Annotated in this window: 15 protein-coding genes and 2 pseudogenes; 14 read left to right on the plus strand and 3 right to left on the minus strand. The window is 58.5% G+C overall.

Annotated elements, in window-relative coordinates:
- Positions 1-5 precede the first annotated feature (5 nt).
- Complete coding sequence (locus CLV87_RS22985) at positions 6-908, minus strand: alpha/beta hydrolase (protein WP_017468330.1); 903 nt, start codon at positions 906-908, stop codon at positions 6-8.
- Between the two features lie 287 nt (positions 909-1195).
- On the opposite strand from CLV87_RS22985, the pseudogene CLV87_RS22990 reads away from it, so the two are divergent.
- Positions 1196-2223: pseudogene (locus CLV87_RS22990) on the plus strand (IS110 family RNA-guided transposase).
- Between the two features lie 324 nt (positions 2224-2547).
- Positions 2548-3296, plus strand: a pseudogene (locus CLV87_RS22995) (IS5 family transposase); the annotation flags it as partial.
- On the opposite strand, the gene CLV87_RS23000 reads toward CLV87_RS22995, so the two are convergent.
- Together CLV87_RS23000 and CLV87_RS23005 are read right to left on the minus strand one after the other, a co-directional pair.
- Positions 3284-5323, minus strand: a complete 2040-nt coding sequence (locus tag CLV87_RS23000) for an FAD-dependent oxidoreductase (protein ID WP_040609072.1) — start codon at positions 5321-5323, stop codon at positions 3284-3286. The pseudogene CLV87_RS22995 and the gene CLV87_RS23000 overlap by 13 nt on opposite strands.
- A gap of 8 nt (positions 5324-5331) precedes the next feature.
- Positions 5332-6777, minus strand: coding sequence for an NAD-dependent succinate-semialdehyde dehydrogenase (locus CLV87_RS23005; protein ID WP_084658595.1), 1446 nt, complete (start codon positions 6775-6777; stop codon positions 5332-5334).
- A 180-nt stretch (positions 6778-6957) separates the two neighbouring features.
- Between CLV87_RS23005 and CLV87_RS23010 the strand changes: the two genes are divergently transcribed.
- The 12 genes from CLV87_RS23010 (at position 6958) to CLV87_RS23065 (ending at position 17687) form a co-directional block, all read left to right on the plus strand.
- Positions 6958-7752, plus strand: coding sequence for an IclR family transcriptional regulator (locus CLV87_RS23010; protein ID WP_009804224.1), 795 nt, complete (start codon positions 6958-6960; stop codon positions 7750-7752).
- Between the two features lie 15 nt (positions 7753-7767).
- Positions 7768-8928, plus strand: coding sequence for an acyl-CoA dehydrogenase family protein (locus CLV87_RS23015; protein WP_007120593.1), 1161 nt, complete (start codon positions 7768-7770; stop codon positions 8926-8928).
- An 18-nt stretch (positions 8929-8946) separates the two neighbouring features.
- Positions 8947-10101, plus strand: a complete 1155-nt coding sequence (locus CLV87_RS23020) for an iron-containing alcohol dehydrogenase (RefSeq protein ID WP_007120592.1) — start codon at positions 8947-8949, stop codon at positions 10099-10101.
- Entirely contained in the window at positions 10101-11303 is a 1203-nt protein-coding gene (locus tag CLV87_RS23025; protein WP_007120591.1) for a CaiB/BaiF CoA transferase family protein, read from the plus strand. The genes CLV87_RS23020 and CLV87_RS23025 overlap by 1 nt, the downstream gene beginning before the upstream one ends.
- Before the next feature lie 52 nt (positions 11304-11355).
- Positions 11356-12237 (plus strand): helix-turn-helix domain-containing protein, encoded by an 882-nt coding sequence (locus CLV87_RS23030; protein WP_232272173.1) that lies wholly within the window; start codon positions 11356-11358, stop codon positions 12235-12237.
- Between the two features lie 73 nt (positions 12238-12310).
- Positions 12311-12769, plus strand: coding sequence for an acyl-CoA thioesterase (locus CLV87_RS23035; protein ID WP_007120589.1), 459 nt, complete (start codon positions 12311-12313; stop codon positions 12767-12769).
- A 149-nt stretch (positions 12770-12918) separates the two neighbouring features.
- Positions 12919-15090 (plus strand): ParB/RepB/Spo0J family partition protein, encoded by a 2172-nt coding sequence (locus CLV87_RS23040; protein ID WP_009804227.1) that lies wholly within the window; start codon positions 12919-12921, stop codon positions 15088-15090.
- Positions 15091-15216: 126 nt separating this feature from the next.
- Entirely contained in the window at positions 15217-15597 is a 381-nt protein-coding gene (locus CLV87_RS23045; protein ID WP_009804228.1) for a DUF3768 domain-containing protein, read from the plus strand.
- 116 nt (positions 15598-15713) lie between these two features.
- Complete coding sequence (locus CLV87_RS23050) at positions 15714-16010, plus strand: hypothetical protein (RefSeq protein WP_009804229.1); 297 nt, start codon at positions 15714-15716, stop codon at positions 16008-16010.
- A gap of 80 nt (positions 16011-16090) precedes the next feature.
- Positions 16091-16474 carry a DUF6878 family protein gene (locus CLV87_RS23055; protein ID WP_009804230.1) on the plus strand — a complete coding sequence of 128 codons (384 nt, stop codon included), beginning with the start codon at positions 16091-16093 and terminating at the stop codon, positions 16472-16474.
- A 1-nt stretch (position 16475) separates the two neighbouring features.
- Positions 16476-16952 carry a DUF6915 family protein gene (locus tag CLV87_RS23060; protein WP_037930962.1) on the plus strand — a complete coding sequence of 159 codons (477 nt, stop codon included), beginning with the start codon at positions 16476-16478 and terminating at the stop codon, positions 16950-16952.
- Between the two features lie 105 nt (positions 16953-17057).
- On the plus strand, positions 17058-17687 hold the full coding sequence (locus CLV87_RS23065) for a hypothetical protein (RefSeq protein ID WP_037931030.1): 630 nt from the start codon (positions 17058-17060) through the stop codon (positions 17685-17687).
- The last annotated feature ends 75 nt before the right edge of the window (positions 17688-17762 follow it).

Here is a 17762-nt window from a genome sequence, read left to right on the forward strand (position 1 = left end):
AGGTCTCAGAGGGCCCGATACCATGCGGCGATGCGACCAAGTTCCTCGTTTGCCTCGGGCGCGCGTCCCGAAAGCGCGGGAAAGACATGCTGCATGCCTTCGACGATAGACAGGGTCACGTTTACGCCCTGTGCCTTGGCCTTTTCGTGCAACCGTTCGGCATCGCTCTTAAGCGTCTCGGCCCCTCCGGCATTGATATAGAGCGGCGGGTAACCGGTGAAATCGTTCTCCAGCGGGTTGGCCAACGGATTAAGCGGATCCGTGCCTTCACCGAGGAACATCCCCGCCATCGCTTCGAGGATCGGTTTGCCGACTAGCGCATCGGTTTCCGCGTTGGTTTCCAGTGTTTCCCCGCGCATCGCCATGTCGAGCCAGGGCGAATAGGCGATGACCGCTCCGGGCAGTGGCAACCCAAGTTCGCGTAACTTCAGCACGCTGGCGATGGCAAGATTGCCGCCAGCACTGTCGCCAGCCGTCAGAATATTTCTTGCCTTGAAACCCTTATCCAGCAGCGCTTTGTATGCGGCTACTGCATCTTCGATCTGCGCCGGAAATGGGTGCTCGGGTGCGCGCCGATAGTGCAGGATCACCGACGTAACCCCAAGCACCTTAGCGAGGTGCCCTGCCATTTTTCGATGACTATCGGCTGAGCCGACGGCAAAGCCGCCACCATGAGTGTAAACAATTACACGCGAGGTATCTGCCCCGGCTGGTAGGGCCCAGATAGCCTCAACTCCTCCGACATGATCGCTTTTGTAGCTAACGTTTTCCGGCTCTAGTGCGGGCTGCCCCCATTCATCGAACATGCTGCGCAGGTTCGCGATCGTCAGGTCTGGGTTCTCGACCATCTGATCGGTCCAATTCTGATAAAGCGCCCGCAGCGTATCCGCTTCTCTACTGATTTCCATGTTTATCCTCCCAAGCATAACATTTGGCAAAGCCACCAACTGACGTCGCCAATCTCGAAGACGTCAAACGGTCAACGGCATACGCCAATTATCTCAGAGTAAGGGCGAAAAATGCGCCATGTATTGAACAATCCTGCTTTGGAAATAGTATGATCGTGCTCAGCCTGTCGTGAGGCAGATATGCCCGTTACTAGGCTCTGTTGATGGCGTGGATACCCCCTCCCGACGGCATCGCAATGTGCCACTATGATGAGCGTTAAAAGCCATCACAGAAGGAAGGAGCATCTATGTCCGAAATTAAAATTATCGGTGTCGACTTGGCAAAGCGCGTTATCCAGTTGCATGGTGCGTACAATGATGGGTCAGTCGCGTTTCGCAAAAAGCTTTCACGAGGCCAGTTTCTCGCGTTCGTGGCACAGCAACCCAAATGCATGATCGCCATGGAGGCGTGGCCACGGCGTATGGCTGGGGCCGCGAATTTGAGAAGCTGGGGTGCGACGTGCGGTTGATACCGCCGGTCTATGTGAAGCCGTTCGTCAAACGCCAGAAGAATGATGCGACCGATGCAGAGGCCATCTTGGAGGCTGCATTGCGTCCAACCATGCGCTTTTTCGCAGTGAAGACGGAAGATCAGCAGGCCCGTGCCATGCTGTTTCGCACGCGGCAGATGTTTGTCGGCCAGCGCCCCCAGATGATCAACGCTTTACGCGGCCACCTCGCCGAACACGGATTGGTCGCGGCCCGCGGGCCTGCCCATCTCAAGCGACTCGCGGACGCAATCGCAGGTGATGACACCGCGCTGCATGCTGAGGTTCGTGACCTCGGCCGGATGTATCTGGGGCAGATTGAGGGGCTGAATACGCGTGTTGCAGAGCTTGACGCGAAGATGCGATGTGCCGCCAAGAAAGCCGACTTGGTGCGCCGAACACAAACCATGCCGGGCGTGGTTCCTGTCACGGCGCTTGCGATCGAGACATTTGCCCGTGACCTGGCCACCTTCCGGCGCGGGTGCGATTTTGCCGCCTGGCTTGGGCTTGTGCCGAAGCAGCACTCGACGGGCGGCAAAGCCCGGCTCGGGAAGACCTCGAAGATGCGACAGCGCGACTCCGGACACTCTTGGTCTCTGGCGCTATGGCTGTCCTCCAGGCTGTCGAGCGGTTTGACACACCGAATAATGGCTGGCTGAAACGCCTACTAACCCGCAAGCCGCGCATGGGTCGCCGCGATTGCGCTGGCCAACAAGATGGCGCGTGGCCTCTGGGCCATCATAATGAAACAAGAGGATTACCGGAATCCGGTGGCGGCGATGGCATAGCGAAGACGGCATGCCACGACGTCCCGGTAAGTTGGGAGTGTGAGGAGGTCACTGAAAAGTAAGGGCAAAGGATCGATCAGATCCGGGTCAGAGAAAGCAGCATTTGTGCAGGAGCCACCGAGCTCGGTTTGTTGATATGCCTCTGGTCCGCGCATCGCCATACCGGCCCGCGGTTACATCAGCGCCGCACACAGAGGCCTGATACATGACCGCACCCGATCACACGCTCGCGCCGTTCAAAAAATCACTTGCACCAATGGGGGCATGCATGCACAAATCCCGTGTCGGACTCATCTTATGAATCCAGCGTGGTAGCTGAGGTGCATGAGCAGACCGACAACCCCGACATACAAGACCATGAACTGGCCCGCTTATAACGAAGCGCTCAAGCGCCGTGGCTCGCTGACGATCTGGTTTGACCCCGAGATGAGCTGGGAGGCCGTGCCGACAGGCAGAAGAGTTACAGCGACGCCGCGACCCAGACCTGTCTTTCGATGAAGGTCCTGTTCGGCATGGCCTTGCGACAGGCGACCGGGTTCGTCGAGAGCCTGTTGCGGCTGATCGGTCTCGACTGGACGGTGCTCGACTTCAGCACCCTGTCCCGGCGCCAGAAGACCCTGGCCGTGAACATCCCGTATCGCGGCTCCAAAGGGCCGTTGCACTTGTTGGTGGACAGCACGGGGATCAAGCTTGAAGGTGAGTGGCATGCCCGCAAGCATGGCGGCCCCAAGCGACGGGTCTGGCGCAAGATCCACCTCGGGATCGACGAGCAAACGTTGGAAGTGCGCGCTGTTCAGATCACCGGGAGCCACATCGGTGACGCTCCAGTGTTACCCAACCTTCTTGAACAGATCCCGGCAGACCAGCAGTGTCACGGCTGACGGTGCGTATGACACACGAAAATGCCAGGACGCGATTGCGGACCGTGGCGTCCACGCCGTTATCCCACCAGGTAAGAACGCAAAGTCTTGGAAGACCATCACCGCCTAAGCCGCGTCGAGACGAAGATGCACTGTGTTAAGTTGCTGGGGCAGCGCCTTATGGCGCGGGACTTTGACCGTCAGGTCGCGAAAACCCTTTCTAAATAACGAGGCACCCTCCAGTCGCAAGGGTCCTCTTTGACAAGCGCGCTAAACAGCGCGGTCAACCGATCCTTGCCGATATTTTTGGCGTGGTGCATCAGGCCTCCCCGCCAGCGGGGAAATCCGTAGCCGTGAATCATTACTAGGTCGATGTCTTGCGGTTTTTCTGCTACGCCTTCGTCAAGGATATCGCAGGCTTCCGCCACCATTGTGAGCAAGAGCCTTTCTACGATTTCGTCAGCTGAGAACTCGCGGCGAGTGAAGTTCATTTCTTCTGAGACACGGAGTATTTCGCTAGCGACCAGCTCCGAATGTGAGGGTTTGCCGTCTGGCCCATAGTCGTACCATCCGGCGCCCGATTTGCGTCCTAGGCGTTTGTGCTTTTCGACCAGCCGCTCGACCAAGGGCACGTGACCACAGCAGTTCCCTTCGGCAACTGCCTTGCGACGGATATTCGCGTAGGCGATGTCCAGCCCCGACATGTCCTGTGCAGCATATGGACCCATCGCCATACCGAATCCGCGCATAGCCGCGTCGATCTCGTCGACATTAGCCCCCTCCACCAGAAGGCGATTAGCGGCGCGACGGTAGCTCGACAAAATTCGGTTTCCGATGAAGCCATCGCAAACACCAGACAGTACCGGGATTTTACCAAGCCTGTGCGCCAGCACAAGTGCTGCACCTAATGTTCCGTCTGACGTTCGGTCGCTCCTGACGACTTCCAGAAGTTTCATAATATGCGCAGGACTGAAGAAATGCATCCCTACAAAGCGTGCCGGGTGTTTCAACCCATCAGAGAGCCGATTTACATCGAGATAGGATGTGTTTGTGGCAATGATGGTCTCGGGTGGCAGTGCGCCTTCGAGTTCGGTCAGGATCGCGGTCTTAACCGCAAAATCCTCGAAGGCCGCCTCGATTGCTAGATCGGTTGGTGGCAGAGCGTCATAGCCTGAGACCGTAACCAGCCGGTCTTCAACCGTCTTTGCCGCATCGACGGACAGAATACCGCGACTGATACCCTGATCAATCAGCTTTTGCAGGTTTTTACTGGCCCACTCGGCGGACGAGGCACTACGTTCGACGACAGTCACCGAGATCCCTGCGGTCGCCAGCGTGTACGCAATAGCTGCGCCCATATTGCCACCACCGACCACGATGGCGGTTTCAGCATCTCGGGAAGGTCGGGGGTAGGCGCGCCCCTTGTTGGTTGCGGTACGCTCGGTGAAGAAAACGTGCCTAAGGGCCCGCGCCTGATCCGAGGTACGAAGGTCCAAAAACGCAGAGCGCTCGCTGGCTAGTGCGTCGTGCAGCGGCGTCGTCGCACTGGTCGCGACTAGGTTCACCGCAACCTGCGGGGCATTCTGGCCAGGCATACGCCGCGCTACATGCGCTCGGGCGACTTCCGCTGCGACGTGGTTTGGCTTTGGTGAAGGAAGATTGTCGGGTGCCTGTGCCGCCTCAAGTACATCGTCATCGAGAGCTATGGCCGCGCCAAGCGGGTCATCGGCTAGCAGCTGGATCAGTCCCATTTTCAGTGCCTGCTCGGCGGAAACAGCCTTCCCGGTGACAATCATGTCAAGCGCAGCTTCAATACCGATAAGTCGCGGCAGTCTTTGGGTTCCCCCTGCGCCAGGCACGATCCCCAAGTTTACCTCTGGCAAGCCCAGTTTGGCAGAAGTTGAGGCGATGCGATAGCAGCAAGCCAGAGCAATCTCTAGTCCCCCACCAAGCGCAGCCCCGTTGATTGCTGCGATAGTAGGAATCGGGAGGTGTGCAAGTTGCATCAGCACATCATTTAGTTGTGGATCAACAGGCAACTTACCGAATTCCTTCGCATCCGCGCCCGCGACGAAGGTCGTTCCTGTGCCGGTGATAATCAGCCTGGTAGCCCCAGTTTCGAGGACTTTGAAGATACAGTGTTGTATTCCAGCCCGAACCTCCGCGTTGATTAGGTTAAGCGGCGAATTGTCTATGGTCAGAATTGCTGCGTCATTTGAGAAGCTTAATTCAACAGGCATGGGCATCCTCACAGCACTGGCGCGCGATTGCGCGAGATAAATTTGGTAATGAGATAGCCTTCGAAGGTTTCCGTCCCGCCTTCAGTCCCATAGCCGCTGTCTCTCACGCCTCCAAACGGAGTCTCGGGCAGAGCGAGGCCGAACTGGTTGATGCTTACCATACCTGCCTGCAAACCCGCAGCTGCTTTATCTGCACGCTCTAACGAATTGGTAAAGACATAGGACGCCAGCCCGAAGGGTAGCCCGTTGGCCCGCGACAGTCCGTCCTCTATGTCACGAAAAGACGAGACGACAGCAATCGGGCCGAAGGGTTCTTCGCGCATCAAGTCAATGTCGTCGTTGGGCGTATCGACGATTGTCGGGGCATAGAAGTTACCATGATTTCCAAGCCTTTTGCCTCCCGTCAACACCCGTGCGCCGTTTTCGCGGGCATCCTCGACGAGCTTTTCCATCGCATTCACGCGTCCGCGATGACACAATGGCCCCATCTGTGTGCCCTCGGTTAAACCATCGCCCACCTTTACGCTCTCAAATGCTGAAACTAGCTCGGACAGAAATCGGTCGTAGATGCCTTGTTGTACGTAAAACCGGGTTGGGGCGATGCACACCTGGCCTGCATTGCGCAGCTTGTTGCCCGCCAAGGCGCGCGCCGCGGCCGTGGCATCGGCGTCGTCGAACACCAATACGGGCGCGTGACCGCCGAGTTCCATCGTCGCCCGCTTCATGTGGCGGCCAGCCAATTCTGCCAGATGCTTGCCCACCTCGACCGAACCGGTGAAGGTGATCTTGCGCACCTCGGGGCGCGCAATAAGAGTTTCCGAAATGAAGGCCGCATTACCCCAGACAAGGTTCAGACAGCCTTCGGGCAAGCCTGCATCCAGCAGATAGCGCGCAATTGCCATGCAGCCCGCCGGAGCCTCTGCCGGGGCTTTCAAGATCATCGTGCAACCTGACGCAAGCGCCGCCGCGACCTTGCGTACCGCTTGGCTCAGCGGAAAATTCCAAGGCGTGATGGCAAGGCAGACGCCTATCGGTTCGCGCACGACAAGCTGCTGTACCCCCGGGCTGCGCGATGGAATGATGCGCCCATAAATGCGCCGACATTCCTCGGCGTGCCAGTCGACGTGGTCAGCTGAGGCGCGGACCTCAGCCAAGGCCTCAGCCAGCGGCTTGCCTTCATCGAGAGTGATCCAGCCAGCGATCAGTCTGTCATTTTGGCGCAGCAGGTCGGCAAACCGTCGCAAAATTGCACTTCGTTCCATGGGAGAGCTGTTTTTCCATCGGCGAAAAGCTGATTCGGCCGAGTGAACCGCATGGTCCAGATCTGCGGCGCTAGCCTGCGGAATCTGTCCGATAGTTTGCCCGTTTGCAGGGTTTATGACTGCACGATCCTCCGGCGTGGGAGAAGCGATCCAGTCCCGTCCGATGAGGTGCTGGATGGTCGGATAATTCATTTCTTTCATGGCGTTATGCCCTCGCTCAGTTGTGTCATCCGCAGGATCCGGCACGAAGGGGACCAGATGGACGACTTTAGTTTTCCGCATAGCGGAAAAGTTTACCACAGTATTGACGCGGACGTTATCGATCGTTTAGATGTGTTTCAAGACGCATAATTCTTCCCGAGGAGGGATGTCGTGAGACCAAGGAAAGACCGCACCAAGGACGCCGAGAGACAGGACCGCGATTTTGTCACGGCGTTGGCGCGCGGCTTGGAGCTGTTGCGGGCCTTTCGGCGGGAAGGGGAAGCTCTGGGGAATGGTGAGTTGGCCGAGCGCACTGGCCTGAGCAGATCGACGGTCTCCCGGCTGGCCTATACACTGAACAAGCTGGAATACCTCAGCTACGACCCGGATACAGCACGTTATCGACTGGCCCCTCCAGTGCTTTCGTTGGGTTTCTCCTGCCTTGCAGGGATTCCGCTGCGGCAACTGGCGAAGCCCTTTATGCAGGAGCTGGCTGATTACACAGGCATGCCGGTGGCCATGGCCAGTCGTGACCGGCTATCGATGGTCTATCTGGAGCGGTGCAAGGGCACTAATGCCGTCACGCTGGCGATCGAGGTTGGTGCCCATATTAAACTGGCCACGACCGCGGTTGGTCGCGCCTGCATAGCGGCGCACGACCCGGATGAGCGGGCCAGAATTCTGGCCCTTGTGGAGGAACATGAAGGCGACAACTGGCCGAATGTGCAGCCCGGAATCGAAGCAGCTATCGCAGACTACCAACAGCACGGTTACTGCACGTCCTTCACGGAGTGGAAACGTGATGTGAACGCTGTAGCGGTGCCCTTCGTGCCGAAGGACGGCTCACCCATTATTGCCTTCAACTGCGGTGGCCCTTCGCAAACCCTTACGCGCGACTGGATCGAAAGCGACGTCGCGCACCGCCTTGTCGATCTTGTCCGCCGCGTTGCGGCGGTCGCACCCTGAACAATAGAGAGCATCATGGCCCTTGATAAAGATACCCTTTCCCAGTTTCTCGACGCGCTCGACCGCTTCGTGAAAGAGCGACTAATCCCTTACGAGGATCGCGTCGCCGACGAGGATGTGATTCCGCCGATGCTGGTCGATGAAATCCGCATGATGGGCCTTTTCGGCATGTCGATCCCGGAAGATTTCGGCGGGCTCGGCTTGTCGATGATAGAGGAAGTGCAAGCCGCTTTCGTTCTTGGCCAGGCTTCGCCTGCGTTCCGGTCGCTAGTTGGCACCAACAACGGGATCGGCTCTCAGGGAATCATCATCGATGGAACCGACGAGCAGAAGGCGCAGTATCTACCAGCTCTCGCGTCCGGAGATATGATCGCATCCTTCGCCCTAACCGAGCCAGATGCTGGGTCGGATGCTGGCAGTCTGCGCACTACGGCGCGGCGTGACGGTAACGATTTCCTTCTGAACGGCACGAAACGCTACATTACCAATGCACCGCGTGCCGATCTATTCACGGTTTTTGCCCGGACCAATCCAGAGGCGGAAGGTTCTGCCGGCGTAAGCGCCTTTCTCGTCGAGGCAGGGACGCCAGGCATAACGCTTGGCCAGCCTGACAGGAAGATGGGGCAGAAGGGCTCGCACACATGCGACGTCATCCTTGACAATGTCCGCGTGCCTGCCGCGAACATTATCGGCGGGCCGGACCGTCTGAACAAGGGCTTTAAGACAGCAATGAAAGTCCTTGACCGGGGCCGACTGCATATTTCTGCCGTCTGTGTGGGCGCCGCCGAACGGCTGATCCGTGACAGCCTATCCTATGCGATGGAACGCAAACAATTCGGTGAACCCATCGCTGAAAAGCAACTGATCCAAGCCATGCTGGCTGACAGTCGCGCCGAGGCCTTCGCAGCGCGTTGCATGATCGAAGAAACAGCACGCCGCAAGGACGCTGGTCAGAACGTGTCGACTGATGCTGCCTGCTGCAAGATGTTTGCCAGTGAGATGGTAGGTCGAGTGGCCGATCGCGCAGTGCAAATCCACGGCGGTGCAGGATACATGGCCGAATATGCGGTCGAGCGCTTCTATCGCGATGTGCGTCTCTTCCGCATCTACGAGGGGACAACCCAGATTCAGCAAATACTGATCGCGCGGAATATGATCCGCACTGCAGCAGCTTAACAGGAGCGAAGACAAACTATGGACTTCAATTTCCTTTCCACCCCGAGGATCGTCTGCGAGAGCGGTGGGCTTGGCCGGATCGGCAGCCTGATGCAAGATTTGTCTTGCACCCGTGCGCTGGTCGTGACGGACCCGGGCATATTGGCCTGTGGTTTTGCGGACGAGGCAGCCGCCTCACTTAGGGCTGCTGGCATCGAGGTTGAGATTTTTCATAAAGTCGAAGCGGACCCCCCGATCGCTGTCGTCGAGGCCGCGGTAGAGGTCGCGCGGGCCTTTGGTGCTGACGGAATCATCGGACTTGGCGGCGGCAGTTCACTGGACACTGCCAAGGTCATCGCAGCGGCGGTAGCCAACGATCAACCGATTACGGACATGATCGGGATTAATCAGGTCACCGATAAACGCTTGCCACTGATCCAGGTGCCAACCACGGCAGGGACCGGATCAGAGGTAACATGGGTGTCCGTGCTGACTTCGGAAAGCCACGAAAAAAAAGCGGTATATGCACCGCAGCTTCTGCCTGACGTTGCCTTGCTAGATGCAAAGCTAACATTGGGAATGCCTCGTCACATCACAGCGGCCACGGCGTTAGACGCAATGGTTCACGCCATTGAGGCAGTAACCAGTCGCACCAGAAAGAATCCCATTTCCGATGGAATGGCGGACAAAGCGCTGGTGCTTCTCGGTCAGAACTTACCAATCGTCATGGAAACGCCTTCGGACCTGTCAGCGCGAGAGGCCATGCTGTTGGGGGCGACACTGGCTGGGATGGCCTTCATTAATGCCAGCGTGGGGGCGATTCATGCCTTGTCATACCCACTTGGAACAGGTTTCAAGGTTCCTCACGGGCACGCAAACGCTCTGGTCGCAGGACCAGTGATGAGGTTCAACATGCCCGTTGCAGAAGCTGAATATGCTCGTCTATCGCGGTTACTACTGCCCTCGCGGCCTTTCAACTCTGATGCGGCTGCGGCCCATGGCCTGATCGACGAGATGGAACGGATGCTAGTCGAAAGCGGACTTGAGTCTCGACTTTCTGGTGTCGGAGTGACCGAGGCAGCCATTCCCGGAATGGCTAATGAGGTCGTGACCGGTATCACGCGATTGCTGGAGACCAACCCGCGCGACATGACAGCCGAAGATGTGTCGCGCCTCTATCAGGAGGCGCTTTGATGGCTGGCTCATTGGACGGGATCAAGGTGGTCGACCTCAGCCGCGTGCTGGGCGGGCCTTACTGCACCCAAATGCTTGCGGATCATGGCGCTGAGGTCATCAAGGTGGAGCCGCCTCTGGGCGACGAGACCCGCAGTTGGGGCCCGCCTTTCAATGATGAACTCAGCGCTTATTTCTCTGGCGCCAACCGCAACAAGCGGTCCATCGCTATCGATCTGCAGCAACCGGAAGGGCGCGACCTGATTTTGCGGTTTCTTCAGGATGCGGATGTTTTAGTTCACAATTTTAAGTCTGGTACTCTTGAAAAATGGGGGCTTGGTTATGCTGATGTTCTCAGGGCACGTTTTCCTAGACTGGTACTCTGCCATGTGACTGGATTTGGTTCCGATGGCCCACTTGGCGGTTTTCCCGGCTATGACGCCGTGGTACAAGCTATGACGGGCCTCATGAGCATCAACGGCAATCCCTCCGAAGGCCCGACACGCATGGGTACGCCCATCGTGGACATCGGCACCGGTCTGATCGCCTGTAACGCTATTCTCGCCGCACTTTTGGAACGGGGCCGGTCCGGATTGGGCCAAGCCATCGAAGTGCCGCTATATGATTGCGCGATCAGCATGATGCATCCCCAAGCGGCTAATTCCCTCATGTCCGGACAGATACCAATGGCGACCGGCAATGGGCATCCAAATATCGTACCATACGACATGTTCGAAACAAGTAATGGCAAACTCTATCTGGCTATCGGTAACAATGGTCAGTTCGCAAAACTCTGTGACGTGCTTGGCCTACCTGAGGTGCCCTGCGATCCACGATTTGCCGACAATGCCGCGCGTCTTGCGCATCGGTCAGAGATGACAGAGGTCTTGTCAGAGTGCCTGGTGCAACATGACGCCTTCAAACTTGAGCCGGTGCTTTTGAAAGCTGGGATTCCCGCCGGAGTCGTTCGGAATGTGAATGAAGCGTTGGAGCATCCACACACCCGACATCGCGGCATGGTGGTATCAGTTGGCACCTACCGCGGCACCGGCGTGCCAGCACGCTTGTCGCGTACCCCCGGAGCGGTTCGCGCGGCACCGCCTCGCTTCGGGCAGCATAGTAGGGAGTTGCTTAGCGAGGCTGGACTGACAGAAGCTGAAATCGATAGATTGACTCAAGCGAATATCGTTCGAGAAGAACCGCGGATGCGCGAGACGACCTAAGCCGAAATTTCAGCTCAAGCGGACGATCGTGAAAAAGTTCAGGGAGGCCAAGATGGAAAGACTGCTCATATCACCGGACCGGATACCCGAATGGATTCCCGGCACGACTACGTTGGACAGTTCCGGGTGCAACTGGAACGGCATTACCCTGAAGGGCTATCGTTATGAGCGACAAGACGCGGCAATTCCCCCCATGCGCGACTATATGATTGTTGCATATGATGGCGCGCCAACCACTATGCGCCGCACGAGTGGCGGCCCATGGCAAAGCGCGCGCGTAGAGAAAGGTAGGATTTCCTTGCTCACGCGTGCAGAGGAATCCACTTGGAGTTGGTCCGAGCCTATCACGGTTAGACACGTCTATCTCAGTCACAGTGAACTCGAAAACACGGCCCTTTCGGTCTTTGATCGTGACCCGAAGTCCATTGAGATCAATGATTGTCTGTCTGCGAAGGACCCCTGTATCCTGAACTGCATCCAATTGCTAGAGAATGAGCTAAAGAACGGTGGAATCGGCCAGAGATTGATCATCGACGCCCTGCGCATCCAGATCGCCGTTCACCTTCTGCGTCAGTACGCCAAGGTCTCTTTGACCAGCGACGCAAACTCGAACTTCAGCCCTGCTCAAAGGCAGAGAATCATCGATCTCGTTGAAAGCTGCTTAGGTGAAAACCTCAGTCTGGAAGACATGGCCGCATCTATCGGTTTCAGCCAGTTTCACTTTTCGCGTCAGTTCAAGGCGGAGTTTGGGTTGGCACCGTATGCATATGTTTTGCGCAAGCGAATATCGAAGGCCCAGGAGATGCTGAGAAAGGGTAATGCCCCCCTGAAAGTGGTCGCGCTTGACTGCGGTTTTGCAGATCAGAGTCATTTTAGTCGAACTTTTCGAAAAATGACAGGCGCGACCCCCGCCGAATTCCGGCGCATGGCATAATGACCGGAAAACTATTCCTTCCTATCGCTGTCACGCACCAGAGACAAAGAAATGTTGAGCCCGTAACGCTGCAATGAATGTACCAGAAACAGAATTTAAACCACGATTTGCCTTCGAACGCAGGATTTTCTTTGGCGACTGTGACCAGCTGGGAATCGCCTTTACTGGCCGGATTACGAATTTCGCGCTGGAAGCGATCGAGACTTTCTGGGACGATTTGCTTTCAGGCCGGGGCTGGCTTTTTCTACTCACGGAAAGAAACACGGCCATGCCTTTTGTCTCTATGGACCTACAATTCCATGCGCCGGTGAAAGCAGGCGCGAACCTAGCATGCGAGGTCTATGTGGTCCATGTCGGGGAAAGTTCAGTTGGTCTAAAAGTTGTCGGCCGTCAGCATGACTTGATTTGCTTCGAATGCGAAACGAAGTCAGTTTTCCGAGATGCTTCAACATTTGGTAAAGTCAAAATTGAAAGCTCAATTCGGCAGATTTTGCTCGCGGAAGTGGGTTCGGAAAATCAAACAGTGAGCTAGGCCTGTAGGCTTTGGAGACAGCAAAGCCTGTGCAAAACGATCTCATGTAAGGGAACACAAGAAAAAGCCAGAGAAAGGGAAGCCCGGGTGCCGGGCTTGAAAGGATAGAGAGAGGCTCTTCCGGGTCCGGCGTGACAAGGACCCTGACCATGGCCAAGACCACAACCCGCCCGAAACCCGCCACTGCGAAGAAAACCGAAGCCACTGAGTTGTCCGTGCCTGGCGGCGGGACCGACATCCGGATGATCCCGCTCGACCAGTTGGAGCCGAGCCCGCTCAACGTTCGAAAAGTTGCGGCCAGCGCCAGCGACGATGCTGAGCTCCTCGTCAGTATCCGCGAGACCGGAATTAAACAGAATCTGGTGGTTCATGCGCTGTCAGAGACACGTTTTGCAGTCGATGCCGGCGGTCGTCGCCTCAAGGCGCTGAAGCAGCTCGCTGAGGACAGCGTCATCCCCGCCGATCACCCCGTGCCCTGCCTCGTCGATGATAAGCGCAACGCCATCCTTACTTCTGCAACTGAAAACCTCCAGCGCGCGGCGATGCACCCCGCCGACCAGTTCGAGGCTTTTGAGGCGATGATCGCCGAGGGCCGCAGCGAAGACGAGATCGCGCTCAAATTCGGCGTCTCCGTCGACCTGGTGCGCCGCCGCCTCAAACTCGCCCGTGTCGCGCCCGAGATCATCGAGCAGTTCCGCGCGGGTGATCTGACCCTTGAATGCGTGATGGCTTTCACACTGACCGACGACCATGATCGCCAGCTGGCGGTCTGGAACGCAGTGAAGGGCGGCTATCACATCCATCCGCAAAGCATCAAACGCCATCTTACCGAGACCGCCCATTCGGCGAACTCGGCCATCGGGCGCTTTGTCGGCATTGAGGCCTATGAGGCGGCGGGTGGTGTTCTGCTGCGCGATCTCTTCGACGACCGCGCCAGCGCCCATATGGAGAACCCCGAACTCCTAGAGCGTCTCGCCATCGAAAAGCTGCAGGCTGCGGCGAAAACCTTCGAGGGAACGTGGAAATGGGTCGAGGTGCATCTCTCGGTGGATTACGGCGCGTTTCGCAGCTTCGGGCGGGTCTATCCGCAGGACATCGACCCCGATCCGGACCTGCTCACCGAAGAAGAACGTCTCATTGCGCGCGAGGAAGAACTGGCGGCGAAGAATGACGGCGAGGACTGGACGGACGCGGAGACGGAAGAATATTATGCCATCGAGCCGCGCCTGCGCGAGATCGAGGCCCTGCAACGCGAACGGCAGCCTTACGCGGACGAAGATCGTGCCATCGCGGGCGTGGTTCTGACCATCGGTCATGACGGCGCGCTGCGTGTCGAGAAAGGCCTCGTGCGGCCAGAAGATATCCCCGCTGCGGTCGTCCCGAGCGAAAATAGTGCTGACGCGGGTGATGCCCCGTCTCCTGTCCGCCCGAACGTGACGCCGCCAACCTCCTCGACACCGGTGCCCACCTCCGACCCGGCCGCGACCTTGCGCAAGGCGAACGGGATTTCGGCGAGCCTCGCCGACGATCTGCGCGCGACGCGTCAGCATATCCTTCGGGCGCATCTGGCGGCGGATTTCGAGGTGGCGTTCGATGCGATGCTCTACGCGCTCTGCGAGCAGGCTCTGGGGCGGTCCTACAACAACGAGGCGCTCGATATCTCGATCCGGCCCTTCCAGGCGCAGAACCGCGAGGTGCTGCATTCGGATACTGTTGCCCAGAAGATGCTCGAGGCGCTGGAGCAGGGCCTCGCCACCGACTGGATTACGCTGGAGAAGCCCGAAAACTTCCGGGCGATGTCGGCGCTGCCCATTGCCGCCAAGCAGGCGCTTTTCGCCTGGGCGACGGGTCTGGCAGTCAAGCCGCAGCTTTCCTCCGACAATCGCCCCTCCCCGATCATCGAGGAGATCGGCGCGCGTCTTGACGTCGATGTGGCGGCCTGCTGGCGCCCGACTGCTCAGAATTACTGGGGTCGGGTCAACAAGGGGCATGCGGTCGCTACCGCGCGCAAGCTCATTGGCGACGATTACGCCGAAGATCGCAATCGCGAGCGTAAGGGCGATATCGCGGCCGCGATGGAGCGGGCCTTCGCGGAAACGGCCGGCGAGACGGAAGGGTTCGACGCCGCAACGGTTGTCAGGACGACGCGCTGGCTGCCCGACGGGATGGTGTTTGCCGGTGCGGCGGAGGCTGTTGCCGACATGGCAGGCGAAGCGCCGGAGACCGAGGAGGGGGATGTGTCCGCCGAAGATTCTCTGAGCGACGCCGAGAGCGATGAACCGTCGTCCTTGCCCGCCTTCCTCAGCGAGGATGCGGCTTGACGAGCCGCACGCTGACCTGATCACGACATGAGCCTTGGGCCGTCCTCACATCGAGGGCGGCCCTTTCCGGCTGACGGGTTACCAACAGCCGATATCGGATCGGCGGGCCCGTCCCGGAGATATCCCATGACCACCACACTTGACCTCGATCCCGTTAAGGAAGCCGCACTCGTCGCTTCGCAGAATGACGCCTTTCGTCGCTCTATCCTTGGCAATATCCTCGTCACCGATGCCCCGCAGGGCCAGTTCGTGATGACCCGTGGCGTTGCAGCGCTTGGGCCCGATGCCCAGCTTGCTCTCACCCGCAGCGTGGCTTCATTTGACGCGTTCAACGCTGACAGCGACCCGCAAGGATGGCACGAGATGGGCGTCATCGACCTCGACGGCACGAAGGTCTGGTTCAAGATCGACCTGTACGACGTCGACTACACCTATGGCTCGCCTGAGCCCTCCGATCCTGATCAGACGCGCCGGGTCCTGACCCTGCTTCTGCCGTCGGAATACTGACGCCCCTTTTTCACCGACATCGCCACGGATCGCCCTTGCACAAAGGGCGGTCCTTTCGGGCTGGCGGGTTCCAAGGGGCGCGATGATCGTGTCCGGCCTGCCGCAGGAGACCAGAGATGGCCAAGACACTCGACTACCAGATCACCCTCTATCCCGCACATCGCGATGGCGCCTTCGTCGTCACCCAGTTCCAGATGCTGGCGAACTACCCCGAAAAGCGCATCGAGGCCGCGGGCATGGATGATCTGATCGACCAAGTGACGCAGTTCGCGATGGAGCACGGCGAGAGCTGCAGCGCCTCGGTGCGCTGCCTCGCTCCGCGCAAACCGCCGGGGTTCAAGCGCGCGACCGAGAATTTGTATTTCAACCTGGTTGACCGGACGGCTGAGAAACGCGGCGACGCTGCGGCCTGAAGCCCCCCAAAGGAAACCTCCGGGGCGCGGCCTGCAAGACGGTCGCCCTCACCCTCCCTCAATTCCAAAGGACCGAAGATATGACACAAGCAAATGATTTCTACGCGCAGATGCTCGAAGCCCAGAGACGGGCAGCCGAACAGCGGGTCGAGACCCGCGCGGCGCTTCTCACCGAACTGCGCGGCCTCGGCGTGACCGGCCTCGACGTGCAATATGAAGGCTATGGCGATTCCGGCAATGTCGAGGAGGTCGTCGTGACGCCTGACACGATTACCCTGACAGAAGAGCTGCGGCGACGGGTCGAAGATTTCGGCTGGGACTTTGCCTATGCGCTGAGCCCTGGCTTCGAAAACAACGAGGGCGGCTATGGCGAATTGACCTGGGCGCTCGAGACGGACAAGATCGATGTCAGCCACTCGAACCGCTTCATCGAGACCGACACCACAGAACATGAGGGGCTCTGACATGGCACATCCTCTCCACCACGCCGAAAGCTCGGCCCGTAGATTTGGCGGTGTTCCAGATGATTACCAACATGTGCATGACTGGTTTGACTCATCTAAAGAGCACCTAGGTCTCTTTGTTCACAGAGCCCAAAAACATCATACGGTCGGGATTTATGATGCCGAGCGGGTGTTCGGTCGCAGCCTGATCAACAGCGCGGGCCGGGTCGTTCCGATCCGCTGGATCGGCGAGCAGCATGTGCGCGAAGACTGCCAGGGGCGTATCCCGTCACTGGCTGACTGGCTCGGACGCATACAACCCGAACCGTGGATGGCCAATGGCCGGATCGACAACGACCCGACGCAGATCGGCAGCGATCCGCGTGCGGCCTGGGTCCAGGCGGTTGCGGGTCACCAGACCATTCTTGGCTTTGAGGATTGGCTTCTCAAGGTCTCTGTCGAGCACGTCCAGCATCGCCAGAATCGCGCCGCCGCCTGATCCGCCGGGCGGCAAACTCACCAACCATCTGATCCCATCCAGATCGACCCGCCTGCGCCACAACCGGCTTGGCGGGTCGATTGCGTTTCGAGAAAGGACATGGACATGCAAGATCCCGTCTACGAGGAGGTCCACCAGGGCCACACGATCAAGATCTACCACGACCCCGACGCTGAGGACCCACGAGAGTGGTGCAACCTCGGTACGCTGATCTGCTGGCACCGCCGCTATCGGCTGGGTGACAGCCATCAGTACGACAGCCCTGAGGCGTTCCTGCGCGATCTTGCGGGCGTCTCGGATCAGAGCGATCTCTCGATGGATCGTCTGCGGGACCGCGCCGAGCGGAAGGCAATCATTCTGCCTGTGTTTCTCTATGACCATTCCGGTCTCGCGATGAACACCGTCGGGTTCCACTGCCCGTGGGATTCTGGGCAGGTCGGTTACGTCTACGTGACGCTCGAAGCGGTCCGAAAGGAATTCGGTGTAAAACGCGTGACCAAGGCCCTGCGCGAACAGGCTGTAGACATCTTACGTGGTGAGACCGCCGACTACGATTCTTACCTTGGTGGGCGTGTCTATGGTTACATCGTCGAACAGGGTGGCGAGGAGATCGACGCTTGCTGGGGGTTTGTTGGCGCCTATGAGACGCATTGTTTGCCGGAGGCGCGGAATGCCGTTCCTCGGTCCGATCCCCATGCGCCACCCGCGACCGGTGCATTGACCGCATATCCATAGAATAACTCGCCGCCACACACCGGAACTATGGGCAGCACCCGATCGCGGACATGCATTGCTGCATTGCAGAAAAGT

This window comes from Pelagimonas phthalicica (genome assembly GCF_004364805.1).
Lineage (GTDB): Bacteria > Pseudomonadota > Alphaproteobacteria > Rhodobacterales > Rhodobacteraceae > Pelagimonas > Pelagimonas phthalicica.